Origin of the sequence: Streptomyces sp. NPDC001532 (assembly GCF_040298625.1) — a bacterium.
GTDB lineage: Bacteria > Actinomycetota > Actinomycetes > Streptomycetales > Streptomycetaceae > Streptomyces.
Genome location: NZ_JBEPAL010000067.1, coordinates 18,014 through 37,396, shown reverse-complemented (window position 1 = coordinate 37,396; position 19,383 = coordinate 18,014). Strand labels below are relative to the sequence as shown.

Annotated in this window: 17 protein-coding genes; 6 read left to right on the top strand and 11 right to left on the bottom strand. The window is 72.0% G+C overall.

The features are described from left to right. A partial coding sequence (locus ABT232_RS36490; protein ID WP_155525297.1) for an acyl-CoA dehydrogenase family protein occupies positions 1-99 on the top strand: 99 nt, incomplete at its 5' end. A 53-nt stretch (positions 100-152) separates the two neighbouring features. Here ABT232_RS36490 and ABT232_RS36485 read toward each other — a convergent pair. Next, positions 153-785, bottom strand: a complete 633-nt coding sequence (locus tag ABT232_RS36485; RefSeq protein ID WP_351848578.1) for an HAD family hydrolase — start codon at positions 783-785, stop codon at positions 153-155. Then, complete coding sequence (locus tag ABT232_RS36480; protein WP_351848576.1) at positions 778-2,076, bottom strand: LCP family protein; 1,299 nt, start codon at positions 2,074-2,076, stop codon at positions 778-780. The genes ABT232_RS36485 and ABT232_RS36480 overlap by 8 nt, the downstream gene beginning before the upstream one ends. Positions 2,077-2,195: 119 nt before the next feature. Here ABT232_RS36480 and ABT232_RS36475 point away from each other — a divergent pair, with 119 nt between their 5' ends. After that, complete coding sequence (locus tag ABT232_RS36475; RefSeq protein ID WP_351848573.1) at positions 2,196-2,762, top strand: acyl-CoA thioesterase; 567 nt, start codon at positions 2,196-2,198, stop codon at positions 2,760-2,762. Between the two features lie 27 nt (positions 2,763-2,789). Here ABT232_RS36475 and ABT232_RS36470 read toward each other — a convergent pair whose 3' ends face one another. Next, entirely contained in the window at positions 2,790-4,259 is a 1,470-nt protein-coding gene (locus ABT232_RS36470) for an LCP family protein (RefSeq protein ID WP_450872059.1), read from the bottom strand. A 128-nt stretch (positions 4,260-4,387) separates the two neighbouring features. Between ABT232_RS36470 and ABT232_RS36465 the strand changes: the two genes are divergently transcribed. Then, complete coding sequence (locus tag ABT232_RS36465) at positions 4,388-5,428, top strand: glycosyltransferase family 2 protein (protein ID WP_351848569.1); 1,041 nt, start codon at positions 4,388-4,390, stop codon at positions 5,426-5,428. Positions 5,429-5,450: 22 nt separating this feature from the next. Here the strand turns inward: ABT232_RS36465 and ABT232_RS36460 are convergent, their stop codons facing one another. The 4 genes from ABT232_RS36460 to ABT232_RS36445 form a co-directional block, all read right to left on the bottom strand. Next, positions 5,451-7,091, bottom strand: a complete 1,641-nt coding sequence (locus ABT232_RS36460; RefSeq protein ID WP_351848566.1) for an LCP family protein — start codon at positions 7,089-7,091, stop codon at positions 5,451-5,453. 157 nt (positions 7,092-7,248) lie between these two features. Beyond that, the gene (locus ABT232_RS36455) at positions 7,249-9,039 is read right to left on the bottom strand and encodes an LCP family protein (protein ID WP_351848564.1); all 1,791 of its coding nucleotides are present in this window, start codon (positions 9,037-9,039) and stop codon (positions 7,249-7,251) included. A 239-nt stretch (positions 9,040-9,278) separates the two neighbouring features. Further along, positions 9,279-10,382, bottom strand: a complete 1,104-nt coding sequence (locus ABT232_RS36450; RefSeq protein ID WP_351848583.1) for an LCP family protein — start codon at positions 10,380-10,382, stop codon at positions 9,279-9,281. Positions 10,383-10,681: 299 nt separating this feature from the next. After that, positions 10,682-11,440 (bottom strand): TIGR03089 family protein, encoded by a 759-nt coding sequence (locus ABT232_RS36445; protein ID WP_351848561.1) that lies wholly within the window; start codon positions 11,438-11,440, stop codon positions 10,682-10,684. A gap of 129 nt (positions 11,441-11,569) precedes the next feature. Here ABT232_RS36445 and ABT232_RS36440 point away from each other — a divergent pair, with 129 nt between their 5' ends. Both ABT232_RS36440 and manB read left to right on the top strand, forming a co-directional pair. Next, positions 11,570-12,985 (top strand): peptidoglycan recognition protein family protein, encoded by a 1,416-nt coding sequence (locus ABT232_RS36440; protein ID WP_351848558.1) that lies wholly within the window; start codon positions 11,570-11,572, stop codon positions 12,983-12,985. Positions 12,986-13,125: 140 nt separating this feature from the next. Next, positions 13,126-14,208, top strand: coding sequence for a mannose-1-phosphate guanylyltransferase (manB, locus tag ABT232_RS36435; RefSeq protein WP_351848556.1), 1,083 nt, complete (start codon positions 13,126-13,128; stop codon positions 14,206-14,208). A 133-nt stretch (positions 14,209-14,341) separates the two neighbouring features. On the opposite strand, the gene ABT232_RS36430 is transcribed toward manB, so the two are convergent. The 4 genes from ABT232_RS36430 to ABT232_RS36415 all read right to left on the bottom strand — a co-directional run bounded on the left by ABT232_RS36430 (position 14,342) and on the right by ABT232_RS36415 (position 18,291). Continuing rightward, positions 14,342-15,343: a DNA-3-methyladenine glycosylase family protein gene (locus tag ABT232_RS36430; protein ID WP_351848554.1), complete on the bottom strand. Its 1,002-nt coding sequence runs from the start codon at positions 15,341-15,343 to the stop codon at positions 14,342-14,344. 59 nt (positions 15,344-15,402) lie between these two features. After that, positions 15,403-16,770, bottom strand: coding sequence for a coenzyme F420-0:L-glutamate ligase (locus ABT232_RS36425; RefSeq protein ID WP_351848552.1), 1,368 nt, complete (start codon positions 16,768-16,770; stop codon positions 15,403-15,405). Continuing rightward, positions 16,767-17,726, bottom strand: a complete 960-nt coding sequence (cofD, locus tag ABT232_RS36420; RefSeq protein WP_351848550.1) for a 2-phospho-L-lactate transferase — start codon at positions 17,724-17,726, stop codon at positions 16,767-16,769. The genes ABT232_RS36425 and cofD overlap by 4 nt, the downstream gene beginning before the upstream one ends. Before the next feature lie 70 nt (positions 17,727-17,796). After that, positions 17,797-18,291 (bottom strand): cysteine dioxygenase, encoded by a 495-nt coding sequence (locus ABT232_RS36415; RefSeq protein ID WP_351848547.1) that lies wholly within the window; start codon positions 18,289-18,291, stop codon positions 17,797-17,799. Between the two features lie 717 nt (positions 18,292-19,008). Here ABT232_RS36415 and ABT232_RS36410 point away from each other — a divergent pair. Continuing rightward, positions 19,009-19,272 (top strand): WhiB family transcriptional regulator, encoded by a 264-nt coding sequence (locus tag ABT232_RS36410; protein ID WP_003975777.1) that lies wholly within the window; start codon positions 19,009-19,011, stop codon positions 19,270-19,272. The last annotated feature ends 111 nt before the right edge of the window (positions 19,273-19,383 follow it).

Below are 19,383 nucleotides of genomic sequence, written 5' to 3'. Positions count from 1 at the left end.
TACCCCGTCGAGCGCATGATGCGCGACGCCAAGATCACCCAGATCTACGAGGGCACCAACCAGGTCCAGCGCATCGTGATGGCGCGCAACCTGCCGTAACCCGTCGTCGAAGTGGCCCCGGCCCGGGAAGGGCCGGGGCCACTTCGCGTCGCTCAGGCGGGCCGGAGCAACGGGGCGAGGGCCCGTTCCAGGTCCGCGGGCGTGCGGTAGTGGACGGTCCGCATGCCGAGGAGGGCCGCCGCCTCGATGCCCGGCAGGCCGTTGTCGACGTAGAGGCAGTGCTCGGGGTCGACGTCCACCCGCTCGGCGGCGAGGCGGAAGATCCGCAGGTCGGGCTTGACCCGGCGATCCTTGGCGCTGCTGATCAGATGGTCGGCGAGGTCGCCCAGGCCCAGCTCGGCCAGCTCGCTCTCCAGCCGGTAGGAGCCGTTGGCGACGAGCACCAGCGGCACCCGTTCACGGGCGCGCCGCAGCAGGGCGACCACCGTGTCGTCGGCGTGGAAGGGCGCCCGCACGAACGCCTCGGCGAGCGCGGCGGCGGTGTCCCAGGGCACGATCCCGGCGAAACCGCTGATGATCTCCCACTCCCAGTCGCGCATGTCGATCCGGCCGAGCAGCAGCGCGAGGCCGAGCGACGGCGCGAACGCCACCTTCTTGGTGATGCCCTCGGGAAGCCCGGCGGCTCGTTCGAGGGCGGCCACCTCGGAGGTGTCGTAGAAGCGCACGACGTTGCCGACGTCGCAGAGCACCGCGCGGATGCTCTGTCCGCCGGCCGGGTCAGTCACTCGAGACCGTGACCTTCTCGTCGTTCCGCAACTGCTCCACCAGCGTCTTGACCTTGGTCATGTCCCACTGGAGGTTGCCGTTCGCGGCGTTGCCCGCGAGCGGCATGTTCATGGACTTGCCGTCGCCGCCGCTGACGCCCTTCATCGCCCAGAACATGGAGGCCAGGTCCCACAGGCCCATGTCCTTGTCGACGATGAGGGAGTCCAGGCCCGCGCCCATGGTCGGGTAGAGCTTGAACGGGTTGAGGACCGTCCCCGGGGTGGCGACCTGGCTGGCGAGGGCGTTGAGGAACTTCTGCTGGTTCTTGGTGCGGTCCAGGTCGGAACCGGCCAGCGCGTACCGGGTGCGGACGAAGGCGAGCGCCTCCTCGCCGTTCAGGGTCTGCCGGCCCTTCTCGAAGTTCGCGCCGGACTTGGTGTCCTTGATGTCCTGCGGGATGTCCATCTCCACCCCGCCGACCGCGTCCACGATGTTCGCGAAGCCGGCGAAGCCGATCTCCACGTAGTGGTCGATGTGCAGCCCGGTGTTGAACTCGACGGTGCGCACCAGCAGCGTCGGGCCGTCGATGGAGTACGCGGCGTTCAGCTTGTTCGCGCCCCGCGCGGGCAGCCGCTTGCCGGACTCCGAGCCCTGGAACTCCGGGATCGTGACGTTCGAGTCGCGGGGCAGCGAGATCAGCGTGGGGCCGTTGTCGCCGGTGTGCAGGATCATCATCGAGTCCGTGCGCTTGCCCGCCGCGGACCCGGTGTGCAGGTCCTTCTTCTGCTCGTCGGTCATGCCCTCACGGCTGTCGGAGCCGACGATGAGGTAGTTGGTGCCCTCGCCCTTCTCCGGCCGGTCGATCACCTTCGACAGGTCGACCTCGCGGTTGAGCTTGGAGTCCGCCCAGAAGTAGGTGCCGACGGTGGTGACGAGCAGCACGGTGGCGAGGGTGACGGCGGTCACCTTGATCCGGCGGCGCCAGTTCGGCGCGGGCCGCGGCGCCCGCGTCCCCGAGCCGCCGGGACCGGCCGGACCGCCGCCGCCGGGCGAGCCGTAGACCTGCCCGGTGTTGTAGCCGCTGTCGTAGCCGCCGCCGAAGTCACCCTCGCCGCCGTCGACGTACGACGGCTGGCGGGGCACACCCTGGCCGTACGGCGGGGCGGCCGGGCCCGAGCCGGGCGGTACCGCCGGGCCGCCGCGCCGCACCTGACGCATCACGCGGGCGCCCTCCGGCGTCGCGCCGGCGCTGCCGCTTCCGTAGCGGGGTCCGCGGTTGTCGTCGGACGATCCCTCGGGCCAATCGTTCATGGGCCCCAGTGTGCCGGTCCCGGCCGTGTGCTTTACAAGGGTCGGCGGAAAACAGGGACCGGGCTGTGGCCAAGCTGACACAAAGTTCCCGGATCCGGCTTCGGCATAAGGTGGAGGACATGACAGACCAGGCCAGCCACCCGGAGTCGGAGACCCCGGGCACTTCGGACATCCCGGGTAAGCCCACCTCCGCCTCCCGGACCACACTCAGCCACATCATGACCCACAACGACACCAACCTGCTGGGTACGGTGCACGGCGGAGTGATCATGAAGCTGGTCGACGACGCCGCGGGAGCCGTGGCCGGCCGGCACAGCGGCGGCCCCGCCGTCACCGCCTCCATGGACGAGATGGCCTTCCTGGAGCCGGTCCGCGTCGGCGACCTCGTGCACGTCAAGGCCCAGGTCAACTGGACCGGCCGCACCTCCATGGAGGTCGGCGTCCGCGTCCTCGCCGAACGCTGGAACGAGTCCGCCCCGCCCACCCAGGTCGGCTCCGCCTATCTCGTCTTCGCCGCGGTCGACGCCGACGGCAAGCCCCGCCGCGTCCCCCCGGTCGTCCCGGAGACGGAACGCGACAAGCGCCGCTACCAGGAAGCCCAGATCCGCCGCACCCACCGCCTGGCCCGCCGCCGGGCCATCATGGACCTTCGCGAGCGGCGCGCGGCGGAGGGGTTCGAGGACTGACGGGCCCAGGACCGGGGTGCCGCTCCGCTACGAGCAGTTCACCTCGTCGCCTCGGGTCACCGCGGGTGCGCCGGGTGGGCGGGGGATCTCCGCGCGGACCTTGGTGACCCCCTTGTAGTCCGCGCCGACGATCACCTTCAGCGTGGCTCCCTGGCCCTTGACCGCGCGCAGTTCGCTGCCGGGCAGAGCCGTCGCCAGGGACTTCGCGGAGCGGTCCCAGCGGGGGTCGTAGGAGACGACCGTGCGCGGCGCGGGCGGTCCGGAGGCGTTCACCGGCTGCCGGGTGGTGCGGAAGCCGGTCGCCGCCAGCGCGGCATCGGCCCGGCGGCCCAGCCCCGGTGTGCGGGTGCCGTTCGCCACCTGGACCCGGATCTGCTGCGGCGGCACGTCGACGGCCCGGGCCGGCACGGTCCTGGGGCGGGCGGCGGCCAGCGGGCGGTCGTCGCGCAGCGCCTGGAAGACCCGGTCCGCCTTGACCGGGTCCCACTTCAGCGTCGAACCGATGCCCTTCACGGCGTACCCCATCCGTCCGATCGGGACGGTCGTGAACTCGGACGACGACGGTGAGAAGTTCCGCATCGCCCGGCCCAGGTCCAGCAGCTCGCCGGTGCCGAAGCCCTTGTCCGCCCGCACCGACCCGAGCACCGCCCGCGTCACGTCGCGGAACTTCATCGGGTTCAGCAGCACCCCGGACGAGGTCGCGTGGTCGATCAGCGCCGCCAGGAACCGCTGCTGGCGCTGCATCCGGCCGAGGTCGGAGGCCCCGTCGACATGCCGGGACCGTACGTACTGCAAGGCCTCGCCGCCGCGCAGGGTGTGCGTGCCGGGCTGCAGGTCGAGGCCGCTGTAGCGGTCCTTCAGCGGCCGGGCCGTGCAGATCCGCACCCCGCCGAGGACGTCCACCGTCTTCATGAAGCTGGCGAAGTCGACCTCCAGGTAGTGGTCGATCTTCACCCGTGTCATGTGCTCGACCGTGCGCACGGTCAGCTGCGGCCCGCCCTCCGCGTACGCCGCGTTCAGCTTGATGGGGTGGCTGTGGTGGCGCTCGCCGGTGGTGCGGTCGGTGTGCGGCGGCAGCTCCGCGTAGGAGTCGCGCGGCAGGCTCACCACGCTCGCCCGCTCCCGGTCCTCCGAGATGTGCACGATCATGATCGTGTCGGTGCAGCGGCAGGGCGCCCCGCCCAGCCGGTACCGGTGCCGCTCCGCCTCGCCGATCTTGTCGCGGCCGTCGGTGCCGACCAGCAGCACGTTCATGCCGTGGCCCGCGCGGGGCCGGTTCTTCATGTTCTGGAACGGGTCGACGCGGGCGATGTCCGCGTCGAGGCCGGTGACGACCATGTGCCCGATGCCCGCGGCGGCGAGCACCGCCACCGACAGCGTCGTCACCGCCCGCATGGCCCAGCCCGGCCGCTTCCGCCGGACGGGCGGACGCGGGGCGCGGCGGGCCCGCTGCGGGCGGGGCACGGGCCGGCCCGGGGACCGAGGCGGCGTGGGCAAGGGACACCTCCGGACGACGGCCGTACGTGGGAGCCGTGAGCACCGTAGGCCCATACGATCTGCGGTCCGTCGTACCGTCCCCGGCGGGGCGCACCGGTGTCCCCCGTTCGCGGTAACGTGAGGCCTCTATGAACGCCAAGTCCGACGTGCAGCTCCCCGCCGTGTCCGTCATCATGCCCGTCCTCAACGAGGAGCGGCATCTGCGCGGCGCCGTCCACGCGATCCTCGCCCAGGAGTACGCCGGCGAGATGGAGGTCGTGATCGCCCTCGGTCCGTCCACGGACCGCACGGACGAGATCGCCGCCGAACTGGTGCGGGAGGACCCGCGGGTGCACACCGTGCCCAACCCGACCGGTCGCACGCCCGCCGCCCTCAACGCCGCGATCGGGGCCTCCCGCCATCCGATCGTGGTCCGCGTCGACGGCCACGGCATGCTCTCGCCCAACTACATCGCCACCGCGGTACGGCTCCTGGAGGAGACCGGCGCGCAGAACGTCGGCGGCATCATGCACGCCGAGGGCGAGAACGACTGGGAGCGCGCGGTCGCCGCCGCCATGACCTCGAAGATCGGCGTGGGCAACGCCGCCTTCCACACCGGCGGCCAGGCGGGCCCGGCCGAGACCGTCTACCTCGGTGTCTTCCGTCGCGAGGCGCTGGAGCGGCAGGGCGGCTACAACGTGGAGTTCATCCGCGCCCAGGACTGGGAGCTGAACTTCCGCATCCGCGAGGCGGGCGGCCTGATCTGGTTCTCGCCGGAGCTGAAGGTGTCGTACCGGCCGCGGCCGAGCGTGAAGGCGCTCGCCAAGCAGTACAAGGACTACGGCCGCTGGCGGCACGTCGTCGCCCGCTACCACGCCGGCTCGATCAACCTGCGCTACCTCGCCCCGCCGACCGCGGTCTGCGCGATCGCGGCCGGGCTGGTCGTCGGCGCCGCGCTGACGCCGTGGGGCTTCGTGATCCCCGGCGGCTACCTCGCGGCGATCGCCGCCGGGTCCGTCCCCGCCGGCAAGGGGCTGCCGCTCAAGGCCCGGCTCCAGATCCCGGTCGCCCTCGCCACCATGCACATGTCCTGGGGCTTCGGCTTCCTCACCAGCCCCAAGTCGCTGGCGAGGAAGGTCATCGCGTCCCGCCGTCCGGCGGTCCGGGGCTCCGACAGCCCGGTGGGCTGACGGAACTCCGCGCGGACGCCCTCTAGAACGTGTAGTTCGGGTTGACCTCCATGCACTTGGAGTCGTCCGAGGCGTTGAGGGCGTTCGCCGACTCCGGCGTCTTGTCCTCCTTCTTCGGCGCCTTGTACGCCGTGCCCTCGCGCCAGTCCGCGCCCACGATCAGGGTGACGCCGGAGACGTCGGTGGACTTCTTCACCGCGCTCAGCGGGACGCCGAGGGCCTTGGCGACCCGCTGGGCGTCGCCCTCCAGGTCGGCGCTCGGGTAGCGGATCACGGTGGTCGCCTGCGCGAGCGGGGGCGAGGTGTCCGCCAGGGCCTGTGTGAAGCCCTCGCCCACCAGCAGCTGCGTCACGTCGGAGGCCCGGCCGCCGACGGCCGCCAGGGTGTCCGTCGCGGTGCCGTTGCGCACCTGGACGGCGATCTCGCCGTCCGCCGCCGCCGGGTCGGAGGACTCCTTCTCCTTCTTCGCCTTCTTCTTGTCCTTGCCGTCCAGCGCGATGTCCTCACGGACCATCCGGAACACCGTCTCGGCGTCCTCGGTGGGCGCGACCCGGTTGCCGACCAGCCGGTTCGGCATCGTCGTCATGGTGATCCGGTCCGTCGGGACCTTCTTCAGCTCGTTGGCCAGGTCGTACATCTTCGTGATGGTGCCCAGACCCGGGTCGACGGTGATCGCGTCCACGGCGGCCTCGGCGAGCTTGCGCAGCTTGTTGGGGTTGCTGAGGGTGGCGTTGGCGCGCAGCTCGCGGACCATCGAGTTCATGTACATGTGCTGCGCCTGGGCGCGGTACAGGTCGGTGTTGTCGCCGAAGCCGTAACGGGTGCGCAGCCACTTCAGGGCCGTCTCGCCCTTGATCTTGGTGGTGCCCCTCTCCAGCCGCAGCCCCGAGCCCTCACCCGTGGCGCTGCGGGAGTGGATGTTGGCGTCCACGCAGACCGGGACACCGCCGATGGCGTCCGCCATGGACACCACACCGGCGAAGTCGATCATCATGAAGTGATCGATGTGGATGCCGGTCATCTCCTGCCAGGTGGCCACCGTGCAGCCGGGGCCGCCGTGGCCGAGGCTCTCGTTGGTCGCCGTCGGCCGGGTGCTCGCCGGGTACACCTCCCCGTCGTCCGGGTCGGTGCACTTGGGTATGTGCACCAGGGTGTCGCGCGGCATGCTGACGACCGACATGTTGGTGCGGTCCGCCGAGAGGTGCAGCAGCATCTGGACGTCGGCGAGCGGAGTGCCGTTGAAGGTCTCCTTGGCGCCGCCGAGCTTCTGGTTCTCCTTGCTGTCCCGGGCGTCCGAGCCGATCAGCAGGATGTTCAGCGGGGTCTGCCCCGCCGCGTTCGGCGTGGGCGCGGCGACCTTGTTGTCGCCGAGGTTGAGGTCGTCCTTCTTGATGCTGTCGTTCAGGTGCTGGTAGTAGAGGTAGCCCGCACCGGCGGTGCCGACGACGACCACCGCCAGCGCCGTAGCCGACCAGCGCAGCACCCGGCGTCCGCGCGGCGGCCGGCCGGTGCCGCGACGGCCCCCGCGCCGCCGGCCACCGCCACCGCCTCCGCCGTGCCGGCCTCTGCCCTCGGGCTGCCCGTCCTCCGCGCCCTCCGCGCCCTCCGCGCCGTTCGCGCTCTCCGCTTCGAGAGCCTCTTCGCCCTGCCGCGTGAGGGACATGGTGTCCTCCACCGCGGGCACGTCTCCGCGCACACTGCTCCGCGCCACTTGGTTGCCCCTCCCCACCCCTGCGCCTGACACGGGTCCGCCCCGCGTCAAGTCAGACGCACGACGGACCCCAGGGGTTACCCCCCAATTTTTTCGCCGGCCCCCCTGGCTAGCTGGCGCACTCCACCTTGTCCGCCGTGGACTTGTCCACCTCCGGCGCCTTCGTCGGGGCGGTGAGCGAGACTCCCGCGCCCTTGAAGTCCTTGCCGAGGGTCAGTGTCATCGTCGGCAGACCCTGACTGTTGGTCACGCTCTCGCCCGGCTTCATCGCCGATCCGGACAGGCCCATGATCGCGGCGAGCCGCCGCGCCTGGTCGGCCTGGTCGGGTGCGTACTCCAGCGTGGTCTTGCTCAGTTGCTCGTCCGCGTTGCCCGCGTTCTCGGACTTGGTGACGCCCTCCTCGTTCTGGAGCCACAGCAGCGTCTCCGACGCGCTGCCGGAGGGGGCGCCGCCGTTGAGGACCCGCACCCGGACCTCGGAGGCATCCGCCTTGGTGCCCTTGAGCCGCGCGGCGACCTCGGCCTTCTCCTTCGCCTTCTGCTGCTTGACGGCGGTGAAGGAGACGTCGTTCGCGATCGCGTCGAAGACCTCCTGGGCCTTCGTCGGATGCGGCACGACGGTGGCCTTCACCGTCTCGGCCGGGTTGTCGACGACCGGCACGGTGGTGAAGGTCAGGTTCTTGGTGTTGAGCTTGCCCAGCTCCAGGCCGAGGTCCTTGAGCTTGCCGATGCTGTCCAGCTGCGAGTCGACGGTGAGCGCCTTGGTGCCCGCCTCCGCCAGCTTGATCATCTTGGTCGGGTCGGTGAGCGTGTCGTTGGACTTCAGCTTGCGCATCAGCGCGCTCAGGAACTGCTGCTGGAGGCCGATGCGGCTCAGGTCGCCGCCGGTGCCCACCGAGTGCCGGGTGCGGACGAACGCCAGTGCCTGCTCACCCTCGATGACGTGCTTGCCCTCGCTCAGCTTGAGCTTGGAGTCCTCGTCGTCGATGTCCTTGGCCAGGCACACCTCGACGCCGCCGACCGCCGTGGTCAGTGTCTTCACCGCGTTGAAGTCGGCGACCATGAAGTTGTCCGGCTTGATCCCGGTCAGCTCGGTCACCGTGCGCATGGTGCAGCTCGGCGTACGGCCGCTCTGGCCCAGGCTGGTGTTGAACCGGACGCCCTGGTCGCCGGGGATCACCTCGGTGCTGCCGTCCTCCTGCGTGGTCGGGCAGTCTGGGACGTCCACGATCAGGTCGCGCGGGATGCTCAGCGCGGTCGCGTTCGAACGGTCCTTGGAGACGTGCAGCAGGATCGTGGTGTCGGCGTGGCCCGGGCTGCCGCTGTCGCCGTAGGACTCGTTGCCCGCGCCGGTGCGCTTGTCCGTGCCGATCAGCAGGATGTTGATGGCCTTGTCCTTCTGGAAGCCACCGGTGCTCGCCCCGTCGTCGGCGACGGAGGTGATGTTGTCGTTGAGGTGCTCGATGTAGAGGTACCCGGCACCCGCCGCGGCCACCAGCACGAAGGCCATGACCCCGCCGGTCCACAGCAGGATCCTCTTCACCTTCGGCTTCTTCTTCGCCGGACGTCTGCCACGCCGGCCCGGCGCCGGCTCGGGCGCGGCGCCGCGGCGTTTGCGGGGTCCGGAGACCTCGCGGCTCTCGCCGCCGTCCCTGTCACCCTCACGGGACTCACGCCCCTCACGGCCCTCCCGGCCGCCGCCCTGCGCGGGGCGCGGCTCGCGGCGCTCACGCCCCGGGGCGGCGGTACGGCCCCGCGCGGCGACCCGGCGCGGGCCGGGCACCCCCGACTGCGGTGCGGAAGGGGTCAGTCGCAGTTCGTATTCACCGGTGCTCGGATTGAGTACCCACTGGTCTGCGGGATCGATGTGCTCCGCCCGCCCACGGCCTTGCGCGTCCACGGTTGCCTGAATCCTCCGTCGGGGCCACGCGGCGCCTTCCCCCTCCGAGGCGCTCGGGTCTCGTACATGCAGTGCGCGACCCCAGGACGGACTAATTGGCCGGGAGCCGGGTGCACCGGATCGCTCACACTATCCGCCCAGTTCAGCGTGGAGCGACGACGGTGACAAATTCCACGTCCCTACAACTGGGCAATCCGGCGCATTTCCTTGAACGGGAGTTCGCCGTTTTGGTGTGGGCTTTACCGGCAGTGGTCCTCGGCGGCGGTATTTCCTCGGAACGTGGGGGCCGGGGAGGCGCTCGCGCCGGGCTCCGCGGAGGCCTTGCCGCGGCCGGATCCGGGGGCCACCTCGACCGGGCGGTCGGTGCGCAGCCGCTCGAACAGACGCTCCGCCTCCGGCTCCACCAGCTGGTCGCGATTGGCGTTGTAGACGTACGACTCCCTCGGAACCGTCAGGAACTGCACACGTTCGGTGGGGATGTCGCGCAAGCCTCGGACAAGTTGGTACAAGCCGCGCAAACTTGCCAGGCCGGGGTCGGTGGTGAGGGCTGACGTCGCCGCGTCGAGCACCGGGTAGAGCTTCACCGGGTTCAGCAGGACGTCATTGCTGCGCACCTTGTTGACGAGTGCCGCGAGGAACCGCTGCTGGCGGTCCATGCGGTCGGTGTCGCTGCCGCTGCCGAGGGACTTGCGGACCCGCACGTAACCGAGGGCCTGCTCGCCGTCGAGCGTCACCGTGCCGGCGGGCAGGCGCAGCTTCGCCGCCTTGTCGGAAATGGGCTGCTTCAGGCAGATCTGTACTCCGTCGACGGCGTCCACCATCTTCTTGAACCCGGTGAAGTCGACGACGACGTGGTGGTCGACGCGAACGCCGGTCAGCTGCTCCAGGGTTCGGATCGTGCAGGCCGAACCGCCCGTCTCGAAGGCGTAGTTGAACATCGCGAACGTCGGCTTCGTACGGGAGCCGTCCGGGCGGCGGCAGCCCGGGACGTCCACCATCAGGTCGCGGGGTATGGAGACGGCGGTCGCGCTGCGCCGGCCGGCCGAGAGGTGCAGCAGGATCGCGGTGTCCGAGCGCTCGGTCCCCGAATCCCGCCCGTAACGGCCGTTGCCGTCACCGGAGCGCGAGTCCGAGCCGATGACGAGGATGTTCTGCGCGCCCCGGACCAGCGAGGTCGGCCGCTCCTTCTCGTACCGGGCGAGCTCCGCCGCCGCGGCCTCGTCCGGGGTGATGTTCCCGTCCAGCTTCGCGTAGATGACCGACGCGGTCCCCACCGCCGCCACGACGACCGCGGTCACCCCCAGCGTGCCGACCCGCACCCAGCGCCGCCGACGCCGGCGCATCAGCCCGACGCCGGTCGCGGACACCCCGGCCCCGGGCCCGAAGACCCGACCCGTGCGCCCGGACGGCCTGCCCGCGGTGTCGATCACGACTGAGTCCACCCCTCATGGCGTACGCCCGTGACGTCCTGCTGCTCCTACGACCATGGCGCGGATGGGCGTGGGGCGGGGGGTGGGGGTGGGCTGAACGGGTGAGGGGGCGCGGGGTGAGGGGCGCGGGGGTGTGGGGGCGGCACGGGTGGGCGCGGCGGTGCCGTGCGGACGCCCGGCTGTGTGCTCGCCCCCCGTGCCTGCCCCGCGAGTCACCGGGCCGTCGTCGTGACCCGTTCGCTCTCGATGCGCTTGGCCAGCGACTCCTCGCTCAGCTGGTCGAGGTTCCGGCACAGCACCACGGAGCCCCCGCTGGCGAGCGCCGCGTACAGCCCGGCGCTCAGGCCCTCCCAGGTGTCGTACGGCAGCGCGGACAGGATGCGTGAGCCCGGTCCCGTCAGCCCCAGGCCGGGTGCGTCGCCGCGCGCCAGGTCCACGATCTCCGCCCCGGTGTACTCCGCCCCGGCGACGATCAGCGCCGGCGCCTCGGGGTCGACCGGCGCGTACGGCACGAACCGGTCGCCGTGGGTCGGCACGTCGACGGCGTAGTCGGCGTAACCGGCCGGCGGCGACGGAACGAACCGCCGCCCCAGCGGCGCCAGCGACAGCGCGTACCGGTCACCGCCGCACGCCAGCCCCGCCTCGAACCGTCCGGGCCCGGCGACGACATGGTCGGCCCGGGCCGGATCGCCCTCGACGTCCGCGATCACGCCGACCGACGAACACGCCAGCAGCCACACCGCCGTCTGCCAGTGCGCGGGCAGCAGCAGCGCGACCCGGTCGCCGGGCGCGGCGGACAGTTCGTCCTGGAGGAGATTGGAGGTCTTGGCCACCCAATTGGCGAAGGTGGCCACGGACAGTTCGACCCGCTCGCCGGTGGCATCGTCGTAGAAGGTCACCAGGGGACGCGCGGGGTCCGCGGCGAGCGCGGAACGCAGCAGGTCGGCAGGGGTGCGATCGGTGGCAGTCACCCGCGCAAGCGTACGCGGGCGCGCGGCCCGGCCCCCAGCGGCGGCACCACCGGTTCGGGGGAACGGCCCCCGACGGTGCGTCAATTCCCCGATGGACAGATTTGTATGGCTATGTCCAGGATCTGGGGCATGCGTGGATTCCTTGCTTCCTCCATCGGCGTCACCTGTGCGGCCGCCCTCGCCCTCCCGCTGACCCTGCCCGCGGCTCCGGCGGCCGCGAGACCGGGCGCGGTACCGGGAGTGGCCGGGGAGACGGGGGCGCCGGAACTCCCGGGCGGCACCGAGTCGCTGCCCCTCGTCCCGCTCGGCGCCGACCGCGCCTCCGGCACGGCCGTCCAGGGCCTGCCCCGGCGTGACGTACGGCGCTTCTCGATGGTCGGCGTCGTCTGGGACGACCCGGACACCGAACTGCACGGCAGGGTCCAGGTCCGCACCCGCGCGGTCGCCACCGGTGTCTGGTCCGGCTGGCAGGACGTGGAGACCCACGGCGGCGACCACGCGGCCGACCCCGGCTCGGAGGAGCGCGCCTCCGGCCGGGTCCGCGGCGCGACGGCCCCGCTGTGGGTGGGGGAGTCGAACGGCGTGGAGGTACGGGTACGCGTGACGGCCGCCGACACCCGGGCCGACACCGACGAGGCCCCGGCCACCGGCCGAGCCCCCGGCGGCACCCTCTCCGCCCGCACCGCCCTGCCCGCCGGCCTCCGCCTGGAACTGGTCGACCCGGGCACCGCCGAGGACACTCCCGCCCGCGGCACCCCCGCCGCCTCCGCCCAGCTCGGCACGCTCGCCCCCGGCACCCTCGCCGCCTCCGCCACCAACTCGCTCCTCGCCCCGCTCGGCGCCGCCGAGATCCCGGCGCTCGGCCGGGCGGCCACCGAGCGGGAGCTGCTGACGCTGGACGCCGGGGAGCTGACGGAGGAACAGCGCGCGAAGCCGAAGATCGGCCCGCGCCCGCGCATCGTCACCCGCCGCGGCTGGGGCGCGGACGAGAAGCTGCGCGAGAAGAAGTTCGTCTACACGAAGAAGGTGAAGGCGGCCTTCGTGCACCACTCCGCCACCGGCAACGGCTACAGCTGCTCCCAGGCGCCCTCCGTCATCCGCGGTATCTACCGCTACCACGTGAAGAGCATGGGCTGGCGGGACATCGGCTACAACTTCCTCGTCGACAAGTGCGGAAACATCTACGAGGGACGGGCCGGGGGCGTGGCGAAGCCCGTCATGGGCGCGCACACCCTCGGGTTCAACACCGACAGCATGGGGATCGCCGTGCTCGGCACGTTCGATTCCGCCAAGCCGTCCAAGGCGACGGTGAAGGCGCTGGGCCGGCTGACGGCATGGAAGCTGGGCCTGTACGGGGGCAATCCGCGCGGCAAGACATATCTGAAGTCCGGCGGTGGCAATCTCTACCGAAAAGGTAAGAACGTACGACTGAATGCAATCTCCGGGCACCGGGACGGTTTCGCCACACAGTGCCCAGGACGGCAGCTCTACGGCAAGCTCGGCTCGGTCCGCGGATACGCCGCGTACTACCAGGGCCGCGACTGACGCGGGCGGCACGGGGGCGGGGGGAACTTGGGGACGCTTCCGCGACGTCGTACGCCGTCGAAGATGCCGGACAACGGTCTGCATACACTGGCCGGCCGAAAGACAGTTCGGCCGGTCCCGGCAGGAAGCAGAGACGACAGGTGACAGAAGCGATCCTCCTGGTCGGCGGCAAGGGCACCCGGCTGCGCCCGCTCACGGTGCACACGCCCAAGCCGATGGTCAGGGCGGCGGGGGTGCCGTTCCTCACGCACCAGCTGGCGCGGGCGAGGGCGGCGGGGGTCGAGCACATCGTGCTCGCCACGTCCTATCTGGCGGAGGTCTTCGAGCCGTACTTCGGTGACGGCTCGTCGCTCGGACTGCACATCGAGTACGTCACGGAGGAGGAGCCGCTCGGCACGGGCGGCGCGATCCGCAACGTGGCGTCGCGGCTGCACTCGGGGCCGGACGAACCGGTCCTGATCTTCAACGGCGACATCCTGACGGGCCTGGACATCCGGGCCCTGGTCCGCACCCACGAGACCACCGGCGCGGACGTGTCCCTGCATCTGACGAAGGTGACGGACCCGAGGGCGTACGGACTGGTCCCGACGGACGGCACCGGGCGGGTCACCGCGTTCCTGGAGAAGCCGCAGACCCCGGAGGAGATCGTCACCGACCAGATCAACGCGGGGGCGTACGTCTTCCGCCGCTCGGTGATCGACACCATCCCGGCGGGCCGGCCGGTGTCGGTGGAGCGCGAGACGTTCCCCGACCTGCTGGCGGCGGGCGCGCATCTGCAGGGCATGGTCGACTCCACCTACTGGCTTGACCTCGGCACTCCGGCCGCGTTCGTCCGCGGTTCGGCGGACCTGGTCCTCGGCCGCGCGCCGTCCCCGGCGGTGCCGGGCCGCTGCGGCGACCGGCTGGTGCTGCCCACGGCGACGGTCGCGCCGGACGCGAAGCTGGCGGGCGGGACGGTGGTCGGCGAGGGCGCGTTCGTGGCGGAGGGGGCGCGGGTCTTCGGCAGCACCATCCTGCCCGGCGCGGTCATCGAGCCCGGCGCGGTGATCACGGACTCCCTCGTCGGCACCCGCGCCCGCGTCGGCGAACGCACCGTCCTGACCGGCACGGTCATCGGCGACGGCGCGGTCGTCGGCCCCGACAACGAACTCCGCGACGGCATGCGCATCTGGTGCGACGCCCGCATCCCCGCGGGCGCGGTCCGCTTCTCGTCGGACCAGTAGCCGGACCTGTGGTCGGACCGGTCGTCGCACCGACAGCCGGACCGGTAGCCGCACCGGCAGAGAGAAGGACAGGCCGGGGGTCGGCCCGGGGGACGGGCCGGGGGCGGGGCTTCTCGTGCGCCCCCGCCCTTCCCTACAACCGCCCGATGTCCCACACCGGCATCTTCGGAACCCTCCGCGCCGGCGTCCGCCCGCTCAGCAGGATCAGCCGGGCGGCCCGGTGCCGCTGCCCGGCGTACGGCTCCAGCAGCCGCAGCATGATCTCGTCGTCCGCGTCCCGGTCGCCGGCCAGCGCCCACCCGACGATGCCGGGCAGATGCACATCGCCGACGGTCACCTCGTCCGCCGCCCCATGACTGCGCTGCACGGTCTCCGCGGACGTCCACGGCCCGATGCCCGGCACGAGCTCCAGCCGGGCCCGCGCCGCGACCGGGTCCATCCGCACCGCCTGCTCCAGCCGAGCGGCGACCCGTACGGCCCGCAGGATCGTCGAGGCCCGCTTGTCGTCGACCCCGGCCCGATGCCATTCCCACGAGGGGATCAGCGCCCAGGTCCGCGGCTCCGGCACCACACACATGCCGCCGGGCACCGGCCCCGGCGCCGGCTCGCCGAACTTCCGCACGAGCAGCCGCCACGCCCGGTACGCCTCGTCGGTCGTGACCTTCTGCTCCAGGATCGACGGAATCAGCGACTCCATCACCAGCCCGGTCCGCGTCAGCCGCAGTCCCGGCCGCCGATGCCGCGTCATCGCCACCAGCCGGTGCCGGGGGGTGAAGGCCGACGGATCGTCCGCCGCCCCCAGCAGCTCCGGCAGCCGGTCGAGCAGCCACTCCGCCCCCGGACCCCACGCCTCCCCGCACACCTCGGCGCCGCGCGCGGCGACCCGCAGCGTTCCCGGTCCGGCCGGTGTCCGGCTGGTCCGCCACACGGAACCGTCCGGCGCGGCCCGGAACGTGGGGTCGCCGGGGCCGCGCCGGAGCGGCCCGAGCACCAGCCCGAGGTCCAGCGGCCCCTCGGGCACGTGGATCCGCACCCGTCCCGGCCCCGCCGCCGGCCGCGGCACCCCGCCGGACACGGGTACCTGCCCGCCGCGCACGGTCGTACGCGTGGGCCGGGGGGCGAAACGTCCTGCCACGGGTGAGGTCCTAGGGGAGAGCGGGAGAGCGGAGAAGAAGGGGCTCTACGAGAGTACGGTCATCGCACCTCGATGAACGCCCCCGCGTCCCGATCCGCCCGCGGTCCCGGCTCCTCCGCGGGATGCCCGACGGCCACCGCGCCCATCGGATCCCAGTCCCGCGGCAGCTCCAGCACCTCCCGCACGACGTCCCGGCAGAACATCGTCGAGGACACCCACGCCGACCCGAGCCGCTCCCCGGCCAGCGCGACCAGGAAGTTCTGCACCCCGGCCCCGGCGGCGACCACGAACATCTCCCGCTCGGCGCCGTCGCGCCGCGCGTCCCCGTACGTGTGCGAGCCGTCCATGACCAGGCACGGCACGACCAGGTACGGCGCGTTGCGCAGCACGTCGCCGCGCCGCACCCGCTTGGCGATCGACTCCTCGCTCCTGCCGTCCCGGCGCAGGTCCGCGATCCATGCCTCGCGCATCGCGTCGAGGAGCCGGGTGCGCGAGGCCTGCGACTCCAGCAGCACGAACCGCCACGGTGTGGTGTGGTGCGGCGCCGGTGCCGTCACGGCCGCGGCCACCGCGCGACGCACCGCGCCCGGGTCGACGGGCTGGTCGCCGAAGGCCCGGACGGTACGGCGCTGGGTGACCGCCTCCCGCACCGCCTCCGAGGTGCCCAGCCGGAACATGTCGTCCCGCGCGCCGCGCACCAGCGCCCTGGCGCCCTGCTCGCCGTGTTCGTCCGCTCCGCCCCGGCCGTCCCGCCCGGCCACCACGTGCGCCAGCCCGCGCACCACGGCTACGGGCAGCCCGGCGGCCTTGCCCTTGACCAGGTCGCCGGCGGCGGCGAGCTCGTCGGCGGTGGCGACCACGGTGGCGCTGAGCGGATTGCCGTACGCGTCGGTGCCGCCGCGCAGATCGTCCAGGACGCGCACACCGGCGGCGCCGATCGCGACATCGGTGAGCCCGGAGCGCCAGGGGCGGCCGAAGGTGTCGGTGACGACGACGCCGACCTCGACGCCGAGGGCGTCGCGCAGCCCGTCGCGGATCGCCCGCGCGGAGGCGTCCGGGTCCTCGGGCAGCAGCAGGACCGTCCCGGCCGGGGTGTTGGAGGCGTCGACCCCGGCGGCGGCCATCACCAGGCCCTGCCGGTTCTCGACGATGCGCAGGGTGCCGCGCCGGGCCACCACCCGGACCGTCTCGGCGTCGATCGCGGACTCCCGGTCCGCCGCCTCGACGATCCGGCCCTCCGCCTTGGACACGATCTTGGACGTGACCAGCACGACGTCCCCGTCGGCCAGCCCCGGTTCGGCCGCCGCGATCAGCTTGGCCACGTCGTCCCCGGCCGCGACCTCGGGGATGCCGGGCACCGCCCAGACGCGGTAGGCGGGGGCGCCGTCCGCGGCCGGGCCGGACGCGCCGGGCTGCTCGCCGCTCACGCCCCCCGCACCTCCTCGGCCAGCGCCAGCGCCTCGCGGGCCATCCGGGCGGTCGCGTCGAGGTCGGTCATCATCAACGGGACGGCCCGGCAGCGGATGCCGGCCGCCTCCACGCGCGCGACGGAGTCCGCGTCGACGGTGTCGACCAGCCAGCCGTCGAGCAGCCCCGAGCCGTAGTGCTCGGCCACCGCGGCGGCGGTGGTCTCCACGCCGACCGCGGCGAGCACCTTGTCGGCCATCCCGCGCACCGGCGCGTCCCCGACGATCGGGGACAGGCCCACCACCGGCACCCCTGCCTCGGCGATCGCCTCGCGGATGCCGGGCACGGCGAGGATCGTGCCGACGGAGACGACGGGGTTGGAGGGCGGGAAGAGGACGACGTCGGCCTCGGCGATCGCCTCCAGGACGCCGGGTGCCGGCTTCGCCTGCTCCGCGCCGACGGGCACGATCGCCTCGGCGGGGACGGAGGCCCGCAGCCGCACCCAGTACTCCTGGAAGTGGATCGCCTTGCGCTCGCCGTCGACATCGACCGCGACATGGGTCTCGACGCGGTCGTCGGTCATGGGGATGAGGCGCACGCCGGGCTTCCAGCGGTCGCACAGTGCCTCGGTCACCGCGCTGAGCGGGAACCCGGCGCCCATCATCTGTGTCCGCACGATGTGCGTGGCGAAGTCCCGGTCGCCGAGGCCGAACCACTCCGGTCCGACGCCGTACGCCGCCAGCTCCTCCTTCAGATGGAAGGTCTCGTCGGCTCGCCCCCAGCCCTGCTCCTCGTTGATACCGCCGCCGAGCGTGTACATCACCGTGTCGAGGTCCGGGCAGACCTTCAGCCCGAAGAGGTGGATGTCGTCCCCGGTGTTGCCGATGACGGTGATCTCCGCGTCGGGCGCGGTCTGCTTCAGACCGCGCAGGAACCGGGCACCGCCGATGCCGCCTGCCAGAACCACAATGCGCATGGGCCAAGTCTGGCAGGCGGGTGTGACAGCGTGTCGGGCGGTCGGGCGAGCCGGTGGGACCGGCGCCGGGTCAGACCACCGGCGCGGCCGCCGCGCAGCGGGCGGAGTCGTGCATCGGCATCTCGGTCAGGCCCGGGTGGTAGATGTGCAGGCTGACGGCGGGCTCCAGGGTGTCGTTGACGACCTCGTGCGCGTAGCCCGGCGCGAAGACCCGCTCCTCGCCGGCCGACAGCCCGCGCGTGCCCCGCGCGGTGCGCTCGGTCAGCGTGCCCTCCAGGACGGTCAGCACTCCGGAGGAGGGGCCGTGGTCGTGCAGTCCGCTGCCCTGACCGGGCACCCAGGACAGCAGCCAGACCTCGTAGCCGGGTCCCGTGCGCAGCCGGTGGTACCAGCGGGAGGTGGCGTCGTAGCGCACCAGGTGCTCCCACTGGGAGCGGTCGGCGGCGATGGAGCGGGCCAGGCCGACGAACTCGGCGACGGTGGCCGGATGCTCGCGCGGGGCCTGGAGCAGGTGCGGTACTTCGAGGATGTCGCCGGCGATCTGCAGGTCGCTGTCGCTGTTCATGGGGTGCGGTGGTTCCTCGCGGGAGAGCGGAGAGTGGGGGGCTGGGTGTCGCGTACCGTCCGCCCGGGTCGCGAGCGGGAGGGTCTGCCCAGGTACGGGCGCGGGATACGGCAGCCGAGTCCCGGTGGACTCAGGGGCAGCTGGAGCGCGATGGGCTCAACAGCTGGGACAGCAACAGCTACAGCGAGCGCGGGCAGCACCGTGGGACCCGGCGGTGCGGGTCGAGGTGGATGCCAAGTTCGCGAGCATGCCCACAAGCACAGCGGTTCACACCTGCACTGTCAACTCGACGCCCGATATGTGGGACATGTTTCACCTCATCCGGGCGATCTGTCAGGTGAAAGGTTTGTTCACCCGCCGGCCGGGACACATGGCGCACATCCGGGGGCACAAGCCTCGTGGCGATCCCGTGATCCGACTGTGATCCGGTTCGCTTCGGAGCGCGTGCCGGAACGAGATCGAACCTACGGGCGTCCTTCTCCGTACAGGTGTGTGCGAAGTCGGGGACCCGCGTGGGCCCTCTCCGGCTGTCAAGGTTTATGGCGATTTGAACACTTTCCGCATGGCCTTGGTTCCGCAGAGTGAATAAGGGGCCCAATAGCAGATCTCGGCTTGACTCGCCCGGAGCAGCACACTTGTAATTTCACTCGTGTCGTTCAGCCGAAATCGGTAACGGCTACATCACGGGGACGCGGAAAGAACAGACGAGGGGCGCACATGACCGAGCTGGTGCAGCAACTGCTGGTCGACGACGCGGACGAGGAACTCGGCTGGCAGGAGCGCGCGCTGTGCGCCCAGACCGACCCCGAGTCCTTCTTTCCCGAGAAGGGCGGCTCCACCAGAGAGGCCAAGAAGGTCTGCCTGGCCTGCGAGGTCCGCTCCGAATGCCTCGAGTACGCCCTCGCCAACGACGAACGCTTCGGCATCTGGGGCGGCCTGTCCGAGCGCGAGCGCCGCAGACTGAAGAAGGCGGCCGTCTGACCGCACGTCCCCCGTGCACAAGCGGACAGAGGGTGCGAACGGCCCGTCGCGGGTGGGTTGTCCACAGGCGGCGGGCCGTCGTCATGCCCAGCCGATAGTGTGGTCGCTCGT